Origin of the sequence: Ochrobactrum sp. S1502_03 (assembly GCF_044435015.1) — a bacterium.
Lineage (GTDB): Bacteria > Pseudomonadota > Alphaproteobacteria > Rhizobiales > Rhizobiaceae > Brucella > Brucella chromiisoli.
Genome location: NZ_JAYEXN010000003.1, coordinates 13,735 through 30,730, shown reverse-complemented (window position 1 = coordinate 30,730; position 16,996 = coordinate 13,735). Strand labels below are relative to the sequence as shown.

Below are 16,996 nucleotides of genomic sequence, written 5' to 3'. Positions count from 1 at the left end.
GAATGGCTTCGGTCTGAGGCTGTTTTATGGGAAAAATTCCTTTGCGTTGATCATCTGCGTGTATCGTTCATGCATCGTTCAGATGAAAGGCGCTATATAAGGGACATGATGAAACAGAACCCTGCTCTCAAAATTTTCGCGCTTCTGGCCGTTAGCATTGGTCTGTTGCCTGTTAACGCCGGTGCCTTGCCAATTGCTACCCCGCAGAAGTCCAACATGCTGATTGCCGCCGCAGGTGATTGCGCGGCAGTCGGCGAACAAGTGGCCGCCTCACAGGGGGGCCAGTTGGCCAAGGCAACACCCACCACACAGAACGGTCGCGCTATGTGCGTGATCGTGGTGCTCGTGCCGGGGCGCGATGGCGAACGTCCGCGTCGTGTCGAAGTGGCTGTTCCTGCGCAATAACTTACTTTGCTAGAGAATATAGGCAAGGCAACATAGGCAAGGGAATATGGCTTGCGTATCCTGATTGTTGAAGATGACAAGGACCTGAACAGGCAGCTCTCGGATGCGTTGGGTGCAGCAGGTTATGTTATTGATAGCGCTTTTGATGGCGAGGAAGGTCATTATCTGGGCGACACTGAGCCCTATGATGCGGTGATCCTTGATATTGGCTTGCCGCAGATGGATGGCATTAGCGTGGTTGAGCGCTGGCGGCGCAGTGGCCGCACAATGCCTGTTCTGATGCTGACGGCGCGGGATCGCTGGAGCGACAAGGTTGCTGGTATTGATGCCGGTGCCGATGATTATGTTGCCAAACCTTTTCATATTGAGGAAGTGCTGGCCCGATTGCGTGCATTGATTCGTCGCGCTGCCGGGCATGCTTCATCTGAGCTGGTTTGTGGTTCCTTGCATCTTGATACGAAGACATCCAAGGCAAGCGTCGATGGCGTCGCGCTCAAGCTCACATCCCATGAATATCGCCTGCTGTCTTATCTGATGCATCATATGGATGAGGTCGTTTCGCGAACTGAACTGGTTGAGCATCTTTATGATCAGGATTTTGATCGTGACTCGAACACGATTGAAGTTTTTGTCGGACGCCTGCGCAAGAAGATGGGTGTCGATCTGATCGAAACCGTGCGCGGTATGGGATATCGCATTCGCTCGGACGAGCAGGGAGATACGAAAGGGACCGGGAACTGAAGCTTCTCAGCGTTTTCCCCTCTTTACGATCCCTTGCGATACGCGTCGTCACCCTATCGACGCTCTGGGTTATTCTGGGGCTGGTCGTTGTCGCGACACTTATCAGCACACTTTATGGCGATGCGGCGCGCAATAATTTCGAGCGGCTTCTGACGGCGCACCTTTTCAGTCTTGTTGGCGCCGTGAGCATAACACCCGATGGGCTTCTGCAGGGCCGCCCGGAATTGGGTGATCTGCGATATTCCAGCCCGCTCTCCGGTTGGTACTGGTTTGTTGACCCCATTTCTCCCAACACCAATGGCAAATTACAGTCTCTGTCTTCAGTGGGGCGTATCGTGCCGGAAATGCCGGTTTCGCAGGCGCCTTTTGATAGCTCGTTCATGCGCAGCTACACCTTGCCAGGTCTCAACGGTGAAGAGCTTTACATCGTTGAAACGGAAGTGGTGCTCGACAATGACAACCGTGTTGCGCGTTTTCGCGTGATGGGAAACCTCAGTGAAGTCCTAAGTGAAATTTCGGACTTTAGAAGGAAACTTGCATTCTATCTGGCGATTTTTGGCCTAGGCAGTGTTTTCATTAATGCAGGCATTATTCTTTTTGGTCTGCGTCCTCTCGATAAAGTGCGTCAGGCTTTGGCTGATATTCGAGAGGGGCGTTCTGCGAAGCTTGATACATCGCTGCCAATTGAGATTGCCCCCCTTGCGGTTGAAATGAATGCGCTGATTGAAAACAACCGCCGTATTGTCGAGCGCTCGCGCACACAGGTCGGGAATCTTGCGCATTCGCTAAAAACGCCGCTATCGGTCCTTGCCAATGAGGCGCGTACAATGGGTGGTCAGCAGGGGCGGCTTGTACTGGAACAAAGCGAGGCAATGCAGGTCCAGATCCAGCATTATCTGCAACGAGCACGGATTGCAGCACAACGTGACAGTGTTGTGTTTCGCACCCTGGTTACGCCTGTTCTTGAACGCATGGAGCGGGTGACAGCAAAGCTCAACCCTTCTTTGAAGATCACTTTCAGAAACACCCTGCCGGAAGCAGTCTTTGCTGGTGAGAAGGAGGATCTGGAGGAGATTGTCGGAAACCTTCTGGAAAATGCGGGTAAGTGGGGGCGCAGACGGATAAAGATTGTTTTGCAGTCTGCAACGGATTCGCAACGGCAGTTTGAAATTCTGATCGAAGATGATGGTGCGGGGCTTGCGCCGGATAAGATGGATGCGGCCCTGAAACGTGGCAATCGTGTTGACGAAACGAAGCCGGGAACAGGTCTTGGTCTGGCAATCGTTCAGGATACGGTGCGCGAGTATGGGGGGACTCTGCATCTGGGGAAAAGCGATATGGGGGGGCTTCAGGTGCGCGTTGTGTTGCCGCTGACCGAAGATTGACTGTTGCGTTTGGCTCAAGGTGATTTAGAAGATTGAAGTTATTAGCTGTATTCTGCGATAGTATGCATGCTCATTTATTATGAAGGCCGGTTTATTATGATGGTTGTATCAAGGTTTTCTGCTCCGATTCTGGTTGCTTCAATGGCGATTGCGCTTTCTGCCTGCGGTACGTCCGGCGGCGGAAAGGGTTCGGGGCTGACTTCACTTGGTGGTCTTTCTGCTCCGGCTAACACGCGCCCGGCTGACACACGTCCTGATCTGCTTGCTTCACTCGGTAATGGGCTTCTTGGCAGTTCAGCAGCGCAATTGACTGCCGCTGACCGCAAAACTGCGCTTGAAGCGGAGTATCGCGCGCTCGAATATTCGCCTGCTGGCAAAGCAGTGTCTTGGAGCGGCAGTGGGTCGGCTTCTGGTGATGTGACCGCCGCACAGCCTTATCAGGTCGGATCCCAAAATTGCCGCCAATATACCCATAGCTTTACGATTGCGGGAGCACCACAAACTGCACGTGGAACGGCTTGTCGCAATACGGATGGAAGCTGGACGCCATTAACCTGATTTGGCCTTTGCGGCGAATTGCCCTACTATGCGACTTATAGCAGGTTAGTGTTGGTTTTTGCCTCGGCTGGGATTAAGTCTCAGCCATGGAATTCTGGTTGACTGCCGCACTGCTGACTTTTGCAGCTACATTGACTGTTTTGTTGCCGCTGACGCGGAACAAGCAGGAATTTTTGCCCCCTGAAAAAAACGATCTGGAAGTTTATCGCGATCAGCTGCGTGAGATCGAAGCCGATGCCGCACGCGGCATGATTGATGCGCCAAGCGCTGAACAGGCACGTATCGAAATTTCCCGCCGTATTCTCAATGCCGAGAAAGCCAGCACGGATGCAGCCGCGCAAATGAAGAAGTCCCGCTCCGGACGCCTGCTTGCATTTCTGGCTGTTCTGGCTGTGCCGTTGATCGCGTGGGGTGTTTATCCTTTGTTTGGTGCGCCCGATATGCAGTCCATGCCGCTTGCCGCGCGTCTGGAAAATAGTCCGCAGAACAGTTCGGTTGACGAGCTTATTGCGCGTGCTGAAACACATCTTTCTCAAAATCCGAATGATGCACGCGGGTGGGATGTCTTGGCGCCAATTTATCTGCGCATTGGCCGTGGTGCCGATGCGGTCAACGCTTATCGTTCAGCAATTCGTCTTGAAGGCGAAAACTTTTCTCGCCTTCTTGGGCTTGGTGAAGCCTTGATCGCAGTGTCAGGTGGGCCGGTGACGGCAGAAGCTGAAGAATTATTCAACAAAGCAGCAAGTTTGAACCCGAAAGATATTCGCCCGCAATACTACCTCGCGCAGGGCGAAGTTCAGGATGGCAATACCGAAGGTGCTGTGAAGCGGTTACAAAGTCTGCTTGATGAAGCGCCTGCTGAAGCACCATGGCGTGCTCAGATTGAGCAGGCAATTGCCCGTATTAAGGGGGTTGTTGCGGCCCCGCCGCCTGCCAATGGCCCAACGACAGAGGATGTGGCTGCTGCTGCTGCCATGAATGCCGATGATCGTCAGGCCATGGTTGAAGGCATGGTTCAACGCCTTGATGATAGCCTTCGCAACGACGGTGACAATCTTGACGGCTGGAAGCGGCTTGTGCAGGCTTACATTGTTCTTAATCGCCGCGATGCGGCCCTTGATGCGTTACAACGTGGTGCGGAAGCGCTCAATGTTGAGAAGCGGGATGAGCTGAAAAGCTTTGCCGCGGGGCTGGGCCTTGAAGCAGGGAGCGCAACCCAATGAGTGCGACTGCAGAAAATAATGATCGGAAAGCGAAACCGACAGGCAGTCTTGCCCGCGCCGTCAGCCAGAGGAAGCGCAAGCGCCTTATCATGATTGGTGGAGCGCTGGCTGTTCTTGCGGTCGCGGTCGGCCTCATGCTGATGGCTTTTAGTCAGGATATTCGTTTCTTTCGAACACCTGCGGATTTGACTGAACAGGAAATCACGTCCGGGGCCCGCTTTCGTCTGGGGGGGCTTGTGGAAGAGGGATCTGTTACGCGGGTTGGCAGCGAATTACACTTCACAGTCACCGATACAATTAAAACCGTCAAAGTCGTGTTTGAAGGCATTGCACCTGATCTCTTTCGGGAAGGGCAGGGTGTTGTCGCCGAGGGGCGCTTCGGCCCTGACGGGGTATTTCGCGCTGATAGTGTGCTGGCCAAACATGATGAAAATTACATTCCTAAAGATCTCGCCGACAGCCTGAAGGAAAAGGGCGTGTGGGAAGGGCAATGATGAGATCGGGATATAGAACATGAATGTTGAAATCGGTCATTTTGCCCTTGTGCTTGCACTGGCTTTGTCTGTGGTGCAATCTATTGTTCCGCTTGTGGGCGCGCAACGCAGAGATATGCAACTCATGTCCGTTGCAGCCCCCACTGCACTTGCAGTTTTCTCACTGATTGCCTTTTCCTTCATCGTTTTGACTGTTGCTTATGTCACATCCGATTTCTCGGTGCTGAATGTGGTCGAGAACTCCCATTCGCAGAAGCCGATGCTTTATAAAATCACCGGCGTCTGGGGTAATCACGAAGGCTCGATGCTGCTGTGGGTGCTGATTCTTAGTTTTTTCAGCGCACTTGTTGCAGCCTTCTCGGCCAATCTGCCTGAGACACTGCGCGCCAACGTTCTGGCTGTTCAAGGCTGGATTGCCACGGCTTTTCTTGCTTTTATCATTTTCACATCCAATCCTTTCATACGCATCTTTCCAGCGCCGATGGAGGGGGGCGATCTCAATCCGATCCTTCAGGACATCGGCCTCGCCATCCATCCACCGCTGCTTTATCTGGGATATGTCGGCTTCTCAGTCTGTTTCTCTTTCGCTCTTGCGGCGCTTATCGAGGGACGTCTGGATGCTGCATGGGCTCGCTGGGTGCGTCCATGGGCACTGCTTGCATGGATGTTCCTGACGGGCGGCATCGCGATGGGTTCCTACTGGGCCTATTATGAACTTGGCTGGGGAGGTTGGTGGTTCTGGGATCCGGTTGAAAACGCATCCTTCATGCCATGGCTGGTCGGCACTGCATTGCTGCATTCGGCAATTGTGATGGAAAAGCGCTCGGCACTGAAAATCTGGACCGTCCTGCTCGCAATATTGACCTTCTCGCTGTCTCTGCTCGGCACATTTCTGGTGCGCTCCGGTGTGCTTACATCGGTGCATAGTTTTGCAACCGATCCGGGGCGTGGGCTATTTATCTTAGCCATCCTTGCGATTTTCATCGGCGGTTCCCTGTCGCTTTTTGCGCTGCGTGTTCAAAGCCTTTCGTCGGGTGGGCTGTTTCAGCCGATTTCGCGCGAAGGCGCCCTGGTTTTTAACAATCTTTTCCTCACAACGGCGGCAGCAACGGTGCTGATCGGTACGCTTTATCCGTTACTTCTGGAGGTTCTGACGGGTGAGAAGATTTCAGTTGGCGCACCATTCTTCAACATGACATTCGGGCCGTTGATGATTCCGTTGCTGCTGGCCGTGCCTTTCGGGCCGCTTCTGGCCTGGAAACGCGGTGATCTTTATGGCGTCGCTCAACGGCTGATGACCGCCTTCGCTTTGGCTTTGATTGTCTTTGGCATCGTGCTGTGGCGCAGCAATGCGCATTCGGTGATGGCAGCACTTGGCATCGGTCTCGCGGCATGGCTTATCTTTGGCAGCCTTACTGACCTGTGGCTCAAAGCAGGGATCGGTAAAGTTTCGGCAGGCAAGGCATTCTCACGCTTCATCGGTCTGCCGCGTTCGGTCTTCGGCACATCGCTCGCGCATATGGGCCTTGGCTTTACGCTGCTTGGCATTGTCAGCGTCACAACCTTTGGCACGGAAAATGTCGTTGTTATGCGTTCCGGTGATACGGTCAGCATTGCCGACTATTCGCTGCGCTTTGACGGACTGCGCCCGCTAACGGGCTCTAACTTCACAGAAAACCGCGGCGATTTTACGCTGTTCGATTCCTCAAATCGTGATCTTGGGCAGATCCACTCCTCAAAGCGCTTTTTCCCTGCGCGTCAGATGCCCACAACTGAATCGGGCATCCGCACACTGTGGTTCAGCCAGATCTATGTCGCTCTTGGTGATGAGCCGGGTGAAGGATCCATCGTTGTGCGGGTCTGGTGGAAACCATATGTCACACTCATTTGGTACGGCGCTCTGGTGATGATGCTTGGCGGCATCTTCTCGCTGGCCGATCGGCGATTGCGCATCGGCGCTCCGTCGAAAGCGCGCAAGTCTTCGTCCAAGCAGGCAGGGGCAAGCGCATGAGACTCTCCCAAAAACTCGCGGCGTTTTTTTTAGGATTTTCATTGATACTATATGGTTCTGCTGCTTTGGCAGTGAACCCCGACGAGATTCTGCCTGATCCTCAGCTTGAAAGTCGTGCGCGTCAAATCTCGGCTGAACTTAGATGCATGGTCTGTCAGAATGAATCGATAGACGATTCCAATGCCGAACTCGCACGAGATTTGCGCATATTGGTGAGGGAGCGCCTGACATCGGGCGATACCGATCAGCAGGTTATCGATTTTGTGGTGGATCGTTACGGCGAATTCGTTTTGCTTAAGCCGCGCTTCAATGCACAGACAGCTCTTTTATGGGGTTTCCCTGTGCTTCTTCTTTTAATTGGTGGCATCGCACTTGTTTTTGCATTTCGCAGAAGAAGTGCTGTCGTTGAAGTGCAAAAGCCGCTTTCTGAAAGCGAAAGAGCCCAGCTTTCCCGGCTTCTTGACGACAAATAATCGCGTTTGAGCGGGAATTATAAGCTCTATTCTTACAAAAGTTTCATCTTGCGGAAATTGAGCGGTAAGGTAGCCCATACTATCTTAAGCTCTATAAAGAGTTCACAGAGCTGGTAAGCCATGTAACGGCGCGCTGGTCCGAGAATATTGCTCGCAAGGAGAGACTTATGTTTAAAGCGACTAATTCCAGGTATCGTAAGGGCGTTGCAGCCTTGGCACTGTCGGCAGCGCTCGCTGGCGGTTTTGTCGCAACCGGCCCTTTGGGCGCATTGCAGGATGCCCGTGCTGAAGCTGTCCGCGTTACCGGTCCCCAGCAGGCAGGCTTTGCTGATCTTGTTGAAAAGGTTCGCCCCGCTGTTGTCAGCGTGCGGGTGAAGAAGGAAGTGCAGGAAGTTGACAATCAGGGTCAGCAGTTCGCGCTGCCTCCAGGCTTTGATCAGCTCCCGGACGGTCATCCGTTAAAGCGCTTCTTCCGTGATTTCGGTATGGAGCCACGCGGTGATGCGCGCCCGGATGATCGCCGTCAGGGCAAGCGCGGTGCAAAGCCGCGTCCAGGTCACGAACGTCCGTTTGCGCAGGGTTCTGGCTTCTTCATTTCAGAAGACGGCTATCTGGTTACCAACAATCATGTCGTTTCCGATGGTGACGCTTATAGCGTTGTGATGGATGATGGCACCGAATATGATGCCAAGCTCATTGGCACCGATCCGCGCACCGATCTTGCTGTGCTCAAGGTTGATCAGCCTAAGCATAAATTTACCTATGTCAGTTTTGGTGACGATAACAAGGTCCGTGTCGGTGACTGGGTTGTCGCTGTCGGTAACCCCTTTGGTCTTGGCGGCACCGTGACATCCGGTATCGTTTCGGCGCGCGGTCGTGATATTGGTGCCGGCCCTTACGATGACTTTATCCAGATTGACGCTGCGGTAAACAAAGGTAATTCCGGTGGTCCGGCTTTTGATCTCTCCGGTGAAGTGATCGGCATCAACACCGCGATCTTCTCCCCATCTGGCGGCAGCGTTGGTATTGCCTTCGCAATTCCGGCTTCCACTGCCAAGCAGGTTGTGGATCAGCTGATCAAGACAGGTTCGGTTGAACGTGGTTGGATTGGTGTTCAGATTCAGCCTGTCACCAAGGACATTGCAGCATCGCTCGGTTTGGCGGAAGAAAAAGGCGCAATCGTTGCCTCGCCACAGGCTGATGGCCCTGCTGCAAAGGCAGGCATCAAGGCAGGTGATGTGATCACCGCAGTCAATGGTGACCCTGTTCAGGATCCACGTGATCTTGCACGCAAGATTGCCAAGATTGCGCCGGACGAAAAGGCAGCATTGACGGTCTGGCGTAAAAATAAGGCTCAGGAAATCGACGTTACGATTGCCGCTATGCCTAAGGATGCAGGCAAGGCCACAACCCAGTCCGATGATGGCAACAGCGATCAGGGTGAAACGCTTGACAACTATGGTCTGACGGTCACGCCTTCAGAAGAAGGTGACGGTGTTGTTGTAACCAATGTTGACCCGGACAGCGATGCTGCGGATCGTGGCATTCGTTCTGGCGATACGATTGTTACTGTCAATAATCAGATCGTGAAGAGCGCGAAGGATATCGACAAGGCTATTGCCGAAGCATCGAAGGCAGGTCGCAAGGCTGTGTTGCTTCAGATCCAGAGCAATGATCAGAGCCGCTTCGTCGCTCTACCAATCGATCAGGGTTAATGCTGTACTGTTGGTCTTGCTGTGATTAAATCTGGTGCCAGGCGGACGATCCGCCTGGCATTGCTTCATTTTCTCCAACGACCCGGTATAGTAACGCCATGAAGATTCTCGTTATCGAAGACGACCGCGAAGCGGCCCGCTATCTTGAGAAGGCCTTTACCGAGGCCGGTCATTCTGCTGATATTGCCGGTGACGGCGAGACTGGTTATGCACTGGCGGAACATGGCAGCTATGATGTGCTGGTCGTTGATCGGATGCTGCCCAAGCGCGATGGACTTTCTGTCGTTGCAGGTCTTCGGGCGAAGGGCTTGGAAACGCCGGTTCTCATTCTTTCTGCCCTCGGCGAAGTGGATGATCGCGTAACGGGTTTACGTGCGGGTGGTGATGATTATCTCACCAAACCCTATGCATTTTCCGAGCTTCTGGCGCGTGTGGAAGTTTTGCAGCGTCGCTCGAGTCCGCGCGAGGCCGATACTATTTATCGCGTTGGTGATCTGGAACTCGACCGTCTCGCACACACCGCACGCAGACAAAATGTCGACATCACACTCCAGCCGCGCGAATTCCGTTTGCTTGAATATTTGATGCGTCATGCGGGACAGGTCGTGACGCGCACAATGTTGCTCGAAAATGTCTGGGATTATCACTTTGATCCCCAGACCAACGTGATTGATGTGCATATTTCGCGCCTGCGTTCAAAGATCGAAAAGGGATTTGACGGTCCGCTGCTGCACACGGTGCGCGGTGCAGGTTACATGTTGAAAGCCGGACGTTCCAAGCCAGCTTCGAATGCCGGGACAGCCGTTTCCGGAGGACAAGAGTGAGCCGTTTTTCCGCACTTATGCGGACAACTGCCGTGCGATTGTCCACGCTCTACCTGCTGCTTTTTGCAGTAGGCGCGGTCGCGCTTGTTTTTTACATGACAAATCTGTCGGCTTCAATTCTCAATGGCCAGACGCAGGAAGCTTTGGGCGAGGAAGTTGCAAGCATTGGCAAGGCCTATGCGCGTGGCGGCATACCTCAACTCGTGCGGACAATTGATTATCGTTCCCGTCAGCCGGGCGCTTATCTTTATCTCGTCGCCGATCCATCGGGGCGTATTCTCTCCGGCAATGTCGAAGGTGTCGAGCCGGGTGTCCTTGATACGGATGGCGTGGTTGAACGCGCGTTCAAATATCGGCGCTATGGTGATCAGGGGGCTGAAACCGAGCATCGTGCGATTGCCGTGGTGATTGCGCTGCCCAATAGTATGCGCCTGCTGGTCGGCCGCGATCTGGGCGAACCGGAGCGTTTCCGCGATCTGGTGCGTAGCTCGCTGATGCTGGCACTTGGTATCATGGGCGTTGGCGCACTTCTGATCTGGTTCTTTGTTGGCCGTCGGGCACTCAAGCGCATTGATGATATGTCGCGTGCATCACAGCGCATTATGGATGGTGATCTGACAGGTCGGTTACCGGTTAATGGTTCGGGCGACGAGTTTGATCGCTTGTCCGGCAATCTCAACGTCATGCTTGGGCGCATTCTTGAGCTGAATGAGGGGCTGAAACAGGTTTCTGATAACATCGCGCATGATCTCAAGACACCGCTGACACGACTGCGCAATCGTGCTGAAGAAGCGCTCTCGCGCAAGAAAACCGGCCCGGAATATCGTGAAGCGCTTGAGGCTATGATCAGCGAATCCGATCAGCTGATCCGCACATTCAACGCCATCTTAATGATTTCGCGTCTCGAAGCGGGCTATTCGACTGAAAGTCTTGAAAACATGTCGGTGGCGTCGATTGTCAGGGACGTTGCGGAAATGTATGAGCCGGTTGCCGAAGATGCTGGCGCTGCTTTGACGCTTGGAGCGTTGGACGATGTGCCTTTGCATATCAACCGCGAATTGGTCGGCCAGACGGTTTCAAACCTCGTCGATAATGCCATCAAATATGCTTTGCGAAGCGAGAAGGATGCTGCCGTCAGTCTCTCCATGGAGCGCGATCAGCAATGGGTGCGCATTGTGGTGGCCGATAACGGTCCGGGGATTCCCGAGGACAAGCGTGAACAGGCGACAGAGCGTTTCGTAAGACTTGAGGAAAGCCGCACGCAGCCGGGTTCAGGGCTCGGTTTAAGCCTTGCCAAGGCGGTCATGAAGTTGCACGGTGGCGCTCTTCGTCTCGAAGACAATGGTCCCGGTCTGCGTGCTGTTCTGGAGTTTCCGTTGGTAAAAGATGAAAAACCATAATGGCTTAGAGCGCATCCCGAAAAGTGTGAAGTGATTTTCATATAAGATGCGCGTCAAAACAAATAAACAGAGCGCCGATTTGATAAAATCAGATCGAGATGTGCTCTAATACACGAGGGGCTTATGACGGCTGAAGACACAAAGGCACTGTTTTTTGATCGAAACCTTTGTGGGCTGACACCCCTTGATGACGAGAGAGCACAGTCCTTCCTGACTGATCTTGAAGAGCGGGTAAAGGAAGAAGAACTTGGCCGCGTCAAAGCCCTTTTGCAAGACAAACGCGCCGCGAGCTTTCTGGCAGCCGTCCTTGACCTGTCGCCCTTTATGCGCGAGGCGCTCATCCGTCACCCGCGCATTCTTGATCGCATTGCAGTCGATACGCCTGAGCAGGCGCTTGCCAATATTCTTTCCGAAATTGTTGCATCCGGCCTCGAAGACGGTGTGACCGAGGCGGCGTTGATGAGCAGCCTGCGGCAACGAAAGCGAGAGGCGCATGTGCTGATTGCACTTTGTGATCTGGCTCGGATTTTTAATACCGAAATGACGACTGGCTGGCTCACGGATCTCGCAGAAGCCTGTACGGGCGCAGCCGTTCGTTTTCTTCTGCGCGATGCGGACAGTGCCGGTAAAATCAAGCTGCTGGATCGCGATAACCCCGAAAAAGAAAGCGGCTGGATCATTCTTGGCATGGGTAAGTTCGGTGCGCGCGAACTTAATTATTCTTCTGATATTGATCTGATTGTTTTTATCGATTCAGAACGCCCGGCGATTATAGACCCTTATGAGTGCGTGGATGCTTTCTCGCGGATGACGCGGCGTCTGGTTCGTATTCTGCAGGATCGCACGGCTGACGGCTATGTCTTCCGCGTCGATCTCAGACTGCGTCCTGATCCGGGATCGACACCGCTGGCAATTCCGGTGGGGGCAGCGCTTCATTATTACGAAGGGCGCGGCCAGAACTGGGAACGTGCAGCGATGATCAAGGCGCGGCCTGTTGCCGGTGATCGCGAATCCGGCCAGCAAGTGCTTGCCGAACTTAGCCCCTATGTCTGGCGCAAATATCTCGATTATGCGGCAATTGCTGATGTGCATTCGATCAAGCGGCAGATTCATGCGCATAAGGGCCATGGCGATATCGCCGTGCGCGGGCATAATGTGAAACTTGGGCGCGGCGGTATCCGCGAAATCGAGTTTTTCGTGCAGACACAGCAATTGATTGCCGGTGGACGTTTTCCCGAATTGCGTGGCAATCAGACGGTCCCAATGCTGGCCAGACTTGCCGAGCGCGGCTGGATCACCGAGAAGGCACGTGATGCGCTTGGCAAGGAATATTACTTCCTGCGCGATGTTGAACATCGCATTCAGATGGTTGCCGATGAGCAAACCCACATTCTCCCGGAAGATGATGAAGGCTTTGCCCGCATTGCCCATATGATGGGCTATTCTGATACAGCCGCGTTTTCCGATGTGTTTTTATCGGCGCTCAAGATCGTTGAAAAGCACTACGCTGCATTGTTCGAACAGGCGCCCGAACTTGGCTCATCCAGTGGTAATCTCGTTTTCACTGGCGATGTCGATGATCCGGGAACATTGGAAACGCTTGCCTCGATGGGGTATGAGCGTCCAAGCGACATTTGCCGTGTCATCCGCACATGGCATTTTGGCCGTTATCGCGCCACACAATCAGCCGAAGCACGCGAGCGTCTCACAGAACTGACACCAGCCTTGTTGCAGGCTTTTGCCGCAACAAAGCGCGCAGATGAATCGCTTTTGCGCTTTGATGGTTTTCTGCAGGGACTGCCTGCGGGCATCCAGCTTTTCAGCCTGCTTCAATCCAATCCGCGCCTTCTCAACTTGCTTGTGATGATCATGAGCGCCGCCCCCCGGCTTGCAGAGGTGATCACGCGCAATCCGCATGTCTTTGATGGACTTCTCGATCCGGCAATTTTCTCGGAAATGCCAACGCGTCATTATCTTGAGGAGCGGTTGCGCGTTTTTCTGGGCGCTGCCACCGATTATGAAGAAGTGCTCGACCGCTTACGCATTTTTGCGGCTGAACATCGCTTTTTGATCGGCATTCGTCTGCTCACCAGTGCGATTGATGGTGTTCGGGCAGGGCGCGCATTCTCCGATCTGGCTGAACTGATGATTGGTAAGGCTTTCGAGGCAGTGGAAGCCGAACTTGAGCGCCGCCATGGCAAGGTGAAGGGCGCGAAGGTTGCATTGCTTGCCATGGGCAAGCTTGGCAGTCGCGAACTGACTGCAGGCTCCGATGTCGATCTGATCCTGCTTTATGATCATGACAAGGATGCTGAGGAATCGGATGGCGCGAAGCCGCTTGCGCCGTCGCAATATTATATTCGACTGACACAGCGTTTGATTGCGGCCTTGTCTGCGCCAACCGCCGAAGGCGTGCTTTATGAAGTCGATATGCGTTTGCGCCCCTCCGGCAATAAAGGCCCCGTTGCCACGCATATTGAATCATTTGGCAAATATCAGCGCAGCGAGGCATGGACGTGGGAACATATGGCGCTCACCCGTGCGCGCCCGATCCATGGCGACGTGGCATTCAGCGACTTTATCAGGGGCGAAATTGACGAAGTGCTGGCGGCCAAACGCGACACACACAAGATCGCCAAAGATGTGCACGAAATGCGCGACCTCATTTATGAGGAAAAGCCGCCGCGTGACGATTGGGATTTCAAGCTGAAACCCGGTGGCATTGTTGATCTAGAATTCATCGCGCAGTTTGCCGTGCTGACCGGCAAGGAAATCAGACATCCCCGACCCTTGGGAACCGAAGATGTGCTGGCGGGATTAGACCCATCTTTTGCCGATCCCGCTGTCATTGACACTCTGGTTGAGGCACATCGCTTCTACACAAATCTCAGCCAGACAATCAGGCTCTGTCTGGGGGGCGATGCAAAACGCGAAGAATTCATTCCTGGAATGGTTGATCTTCTTTGCCGTGCGGCCGAACTGCCAGATATTGATCGCGTCGAACATCATTTGAGCGAACTTGCAGCAACGGTTCGAACCAGCTTTGATACGCTGATCAAATAATCATGCCGCGTGGATTTCCGCCTCCGGGTTATTGACGATTTTCTGTCTGCGATCGGGAATGCAGACGGAAACCACCGTTCCAACACCTTCGGTTGAGCGGATGCGCAGCCAGCCGCCATGCAGCTCTGCAAGCGAACGGGTGATCGCGAGGCCAAGACCTGAACCGCTATGCGTTTTGGTGAACTGGTTTTCCACCTGCTCGAATGGCTGGCCGATTTTCTTGAGCGCGGATTTCGGAATGCCCACGCCTGTATCCTGAATGGTCATGAACAGCGCTGAGCCGGTCTTGCGTGCGCGCACCGTGATATGGCCGTTATGCGAAGTGAACTTCACCGCATTGGACAGAAGATTGATCAGGACCTGCTTGACCGCACGGCGGTCGGCATTGAGTTGCATCGCTTCTTCAATGCGCGTTTCAACCGTGATGTTTTTCTCATCTGCTTGCAACGAGATCATACGCACGGTTTCATTGATGAGCGGACAAAGGTCGATCTCTTCGCGATCAAGCGAGAAGTGACCCGCTTCGATCTTCGACATATCGAGAATGTCGTTGATCACATTGAGCAGGAAGTTACCGCTGGTGTGAATATCGTTGATATATTCCTCGTAACGGTCTGAACCAAGCGGCCCGAATGTGCCAGCCTGAATCATCTCAGAGAAGCCGATAATCGCATTGAGCGGCGTGCGCAGTTCATGGGACATATTGGCAAGGAATTCAGATTTGGCACGGTTTGCAGCTTCCGCGCGTTCCTTTTCCTGCCCGTATTTACGCGCCAATTCCGAGAGCTCACGCACCCGGTCGCGCTCGCCTTTGCGGGCAATGGAGAGGTCGTGAATGGTCGCCATCAAGCGGCGCTCGCTATCCACCAGACGCTCCTGATGCTGTTTGATCTGCGTAATATCGGTGCCAATCGAAACAAGACCACCGTCCTGCGTGCGGCGTTCGTTGACCTGGAGCCAGCGACCATCACTCAACTGGCGTTCAAACGTCTGTCCGCCTGCACGATTGTGCTCGTTGGCCATGCGGCGTTCGAAGCTGAACGGGCGGGTATGCGCATCAACCTCGTTGCGTGGTACGCCGGGCTTCAATGTCCAGACAGGCAGGCCTGCATATTCGCTGAATTTGGAATTGGCCATTACCAGACGATTGTTGGAATCCCAAAGAACGAAGGCTTCGGAAATGTTTTCGATGGCTTCGCGGATGCGCATATCGGCCTCTGCCGTCTGTTGCGCAAAGCGATGCTGTTCGCTGACGTCAAAGGCAATGCCGACCAGATGCAGTTCATTTTCTGCTGCAATCTCAGCGCGAACCCGCATCCATACCCACGAGCCGTCCGCGTGGCGCATGCGAAACACGCGATCAACATGTGAGATGTCGCCAGCCGCAGCCTGCTCGGCGATGGAATACAGATCGCCATCTTCCGGGTTGATGATCGCCGATACGTCACCAAAAGCCAGCACGGCATCCTGCGCTTCATAGCCCAGCATTTCATACATGGAGCGCGACCAGTAAATGCGCCCCCGCGCCATATCCCAGTCCCACAGGCCGCCGCGACCGCGCGCCAGCGCCATATCAATACGGCGCTGGATCTGGCCAGAAAGATCGTCGGCCTCCCGAGCCCGTGCCGCCTGGCTGAAATAAGCATAAAGAATTGCAAACATCACGCCGGTCGTGCCAGCAAACAGCGTCACATTCAGCGAGACTGCACGCCGCCATTCGGCAAAGATCGTGCTTTCCGGTTCAGCTGCGATAATCGAATAAGGCACGCTGACTGGTTTTGACACCGTGCCATAAGCGGCTTCCCCCTTCATGACGATCGTCAGAACGCCAGCGCGTTCCGCAAACATGAACAGCGGCTGGATGTCGCTGAATACCTCGTCCGCCTGTTTTCCCACTATGTCCGCCGCAGGCCCCGAGGCGGTCACGATGACAGATTCATCATTGACCATAGCAATGGTCATCCCGCTGGATGAAAGACCACGCGCGCGAAATTCGGCAATTGTATTGTCCAGATCTTTCGGCGTCATTTGCGCGCCGGACTGTGTGCCATTGGAGGCACGCTCGATCATCTGCGCGAGATTGGCGGTCGCGGCTGAGAGGGCAGCCTTATGCTGCAATTCAATGTCTTCACGCCATGAAAGCATCGAGAACACGCGCGCTGCGCCAAGGATGACAAGAAAAATAATGATGAGGGCTGGCACAAGACGGCGCAATGCAGGTTCGAATGCCGCGAACTTGCCATAGGCAGGACCTGCAAGAAGCTTGGCATGGCCCGAAAGCCTGCTCTTCTTGCGCTTTGCTTCGGAGTAGCCACGCTTCCCCGCCGCCGCGTCATACGCGTCGGTGCTCGCCATGTGTCGGCCCCTCTTGATCCGTCGTGACAGTTTCCAATATGCGCCAAAAAGCGCCGCCCACTCGAAACTGCGTGAATTGAAATCTTTACTCAAAATCGTTCGGAATACGCCGCCTCCGAACAGCTTCAATGAATCAAAAGTGATTCGTGCTGTCCAGCGAATTCGTTAACGAGATGTAAAAAATGACATTCCTTGATGACATTTTCCGTTGAATCTCAATCTGTTAAGTAGAATCAGTTTGAGAAGTGGCCCATCTAACGTCATGAAAAGACTCATGAAAGCCGTAAGCCTTCGCAGGATTTATGCGATACTTCTTGAATATAGCCAGAATGATAAAACCCGACCCATT

Annotated in this window: 13 protein-coding genes; 12 read left to right on the top strand and 1 reads right to left on the bottom strand. The window is 53.9% G+C overall.

Annotated features, from left to right (window positions below; translation table 11 throughout):
* Nucleotides 1-108: 108 nt before the first annotated feature.
* The 12 genes from VBH83_RS03605 to VBH83_RS03550 all read left to right on the top strand — a co-directional run bounded on the left by VBH83_RS03605 (nt 109) and on the right by VBH83_RS03550 (nt 14,292).
* The gene (locus VBH83_RS03605) at nt 109-405 is read left to right on the top strand and encodes a hypothetical protein (protein WP_265983858.1); all 297 of its coding nucleotides are present in this window, start codon (nt 109-111) and stop codon (nt 403-405) included.
* A gap of 51 nt (nt 406-456) precedes the next feature.
* Nucleotides 457-1,146, top strand: a complete 690-nt coding sequence (locus VBH83_RS03600; RefSeq protein ID WP_265983210.1) for a response regulator transcription factor — start codon at nt 457-459, stop codon at nt 1,144-1,146.
* A gap of 74 nt (nt 1,147-1,220) precedes the next feature.
* Nucleotides 1,221-2,531 (top strand): ATP-binding protein, encoded by a 1,311-nt coding sequence (locus VBH83_RS03595; protein ID WP_265983860.1) that lies wholly within the window; start codon nt 1,221-1,223, stop codon nt 2,529-2,531.
* Nucleotides 2,532-2,627: 96 nt separating this feature from the next.
* Nucleotides 2,628-3,089 (top strand): hypothetical protein, encoded by a 462-nt coding sequence (locus VBH83_RS03590; protein WP_265983211.1) that lies wholly within the window; start codon nt 2,628-2,630, stop codon nt 3,087-3,089.
* 86 nt (nt 3,090-3,175) lie between these two features.
* A complete protein-coding gene (gene ccmI, locus VBH83_RS03585) occupies nt 3,176-4,312 on the top strand; it encodes a c-type cytochrome biogenesis protein CcmI (RefSeq protein ID WP_265983213.1) in 1,137 nt (378 codons plus the stop codon).
* Nucleotides 4,309-4,806 (top strand): cytochrome c maturation protein CcmE, encoded by a 498-nt coding sequence (gene ccmE, locus VBH83_RS03580; RefSeq protein WP_265983214.1) that lies wholly within the window; start codon nt 4,309-4,311, stop codon nt 4,804-4,806. The genes ccmI and ccmE overlap by 4 nt, the downstream gene beginning before the upstream one ends.
* A 19-nt stretch (nt 4,807-4,825) precedes the next feature.
* Complete coding sequence (locus tag VBH83_RS03575; RefSeq protein WP_265983215.1) at nt 4,826-6,817, top strand: heme lyase CcmF/NrfE family subunit; 1,992 nt, start codon at nt 4,826-4,828, stop codon at nt 6,815-6,817.
* A complete protein-coding gene (locus VBH83_RS03570) occupies nt 6,814-7,290 on the top strand; it encodes a cytochrome c-type biogenesis protein (RefSeq protein WP_265983216.1) in 477 nt (158 codons plus the stop codon). The genes VBH83_RS03575 and VBH83_RS03570 overlap by 4 nt, the downstream gene beginning before the upstream one ends.
* A gap of 167 nt (nt 7,291-7,457) precedes the next feature.
* Nucleotides 7,458-9,005 (top strand): Do family serine endopeptidase, encoded by a 1,548-nt coding sequence (locus VBH83_RS03565; protein ID WP_396996406.1) that lies wholly within the window; start codon nt 7,458-7,460, stop codon nt 9,003-9,005.
* A 98-nt stretch (nt 9,006-9,103) separates the two neighbouring features.
* Nucleotides 9,104-9,829 carry a response regulator transcription factor gene (locus VBH83_RS03560; protein ID WP_265983219.1) on the top strand — a complete coding sequence of 242 codons (726 nt, stop codon included), beginning with the start codon at nt 9,104-9,106 and terminating at the stop codon, nt 9,827-9,829.
* A 17-nt stretch (nt 9,830-9,846) separates the two neighbouring features.
* On the top strand, nt 9,847-11,229 hold the full coding sequence (locus VBH83_RS03555; RefSeq protein WP_265983861.1) for a HAMP domain-containing sensor histidine kinase: 1,383 nt from the start codon (nt 9,847-9,849) through the stop codon (nt 11,227-11,229).
* A gap of 123 nt (nt 11,230-11,352) precedes the next feature.
* Nucleotides 11,353-14,292, top strand: coding sequence for a bifunctional [glutamine synthetase] adenylyltransferase/[glutamine synthetase]-adenylyl-L-tyrosine phosphorylase (locus VBH83_RS03550; protein WP_265983220.1), 2,940 nt, complete (start codon nt 11,353-11,355; stop codon nt 14,290-14,292).
* On the opposite strand, the gene VBH83_RS03545 is transcribed toward VBH83_RS03550, so the two are convergent.
* Nucleotides 14,293-16,647, bottom strand: a complete 2,355-nt coding sequence (locus VBH83_RS03545) for a PAS domain-containing sensor histidine kinase (RefSeq protein ID WP_265983222.1) — start codon at nt 16,645-16,647, stop codon at nt 14,293-14,295.
* Nucleotides 16,648-16,996: the final 349 nt, after the last annotated feature.